The sequence below is a fragment of the Actinomycetospora sp. 2LY8.5 genome (assembly GCF_057180585.1).
The window spans coordinates 1-1252 of sequence record NZ_JBXUHE010000107.1; the positions used below are offsets into that span (position 1 = coordinate 1).

1 protein-coding gene is annotated in these 1252 nt (G+C 70.9%); it reads left to right on the forward strand.

Translation table 11 applies throughout. The features are described 5' to 3' along the window. Positions 1-119: 119 nt before the first annotated feature. The coding region (locus tag AC2A1K_RS35615; protein WP_483901073.1) for an IS1380 family transposase at positions 120-1252 on the forward strand (1133 nt) is incomplete at its 3' end.

Genomic DNA, 1252 nt, shown 5'->3' on the forward strand with positions numbered 1-1252 from the left:
CCCGAGCTCTTCACGAGGTTGGTGAAGTCGTCGGGTGTTGATAGACGAAAGTGCCCTCTGAGCAGGGAAGACTGAAGGTTGCGACGCCATCGGTCCCCGACCCGGAGGGCACTTTCGAGGTGGACCCTACAAGCACTCGCCCTACGATCATGGTCACGACCGACGGGGCGGGGGTGGTGTCGCACGCCGGGTCACGGCTGCTGGCCGACCTTGCCGACACCACGGGGCTCACCGGGCAGCTCGGGGCCGAACTCGCTCGGCTGGGTAAGCGGCGCCGAACCCATGAGCCCGGGCGGGTCCTGGTCGACATGGCCGTCGCGGTCGCCGACGGCGCTCGGACGATCTCCGATGTCGCGGTCCTCGAGCACCAGCCGGCCCTGTTCGGGCAGGTGGCCTCGGACTCGACGTGCTGGCGGCTGCTGGACAAGATCGACGAACCCGCGGTGGCCGGTATTGCCTCAGCGCGAGCGGCTGCGCGGGAGCTGGCGTGGGCCCAGCGTGCCGAGACCCGAGGGACACCGTTCCCCGCCGCGACCGCCGCCGGGCGGACGTTGCCGGGGCTGGTGATCGACGTGGACGCCTCGATCGTCATCGCCCACTCGGAGAAGGAGCAGGCCGCCCCGACGTTCAAGGGCACCTTCGGCTACCACCCGCTGATGGCGTTCTGCGACAACACCGGGGAGTTCCTCGCCGCCCAGCTTCGGCGAGGCAACGCCGGGGCGAACACCGCCGCCGACCACATCGAGGTCCTCGACGCCGCGCTGGCCCAGGTCCCCGACGAGCACCGCCACGGCACCCCGATCCTGGTCCGCGCCGACGGTGCAGGCTGCTCCAAGGACTTCCTGGGCCACCTGCGCGAACTACACGCCACCGGCGTGAACTGCGAGTTCTCCGTGGGATGGCACATCACCAGCCGCGAGCGCGACGCCATCGGACTCATCCCGGCCAGGGTCTGGGCCGGCGCCCTCGACGCCGACGGCGGCCACCGTGACGGCGCCGGCCTGGCCGAGATCACCGCACTGCTGCCGGTCAAAGCGTTGACCGGCTACCCGACCGGGATCCGGGTCGTGGTGCGCCGCGAACGCCCGCATCCCGGCGCGCAACTCGACGTCTTCGAGGAATCCGACGGATGGCGCTACACCGCGTTCGCCACCGACACCCGTGTCGGACAGTTGGCGTTTCTCGACGCCCGCCACCGCGCCCACGCCCGGGTCGAGGACCGCATCCGCACCGCCAAGGACACCGGCCTGGA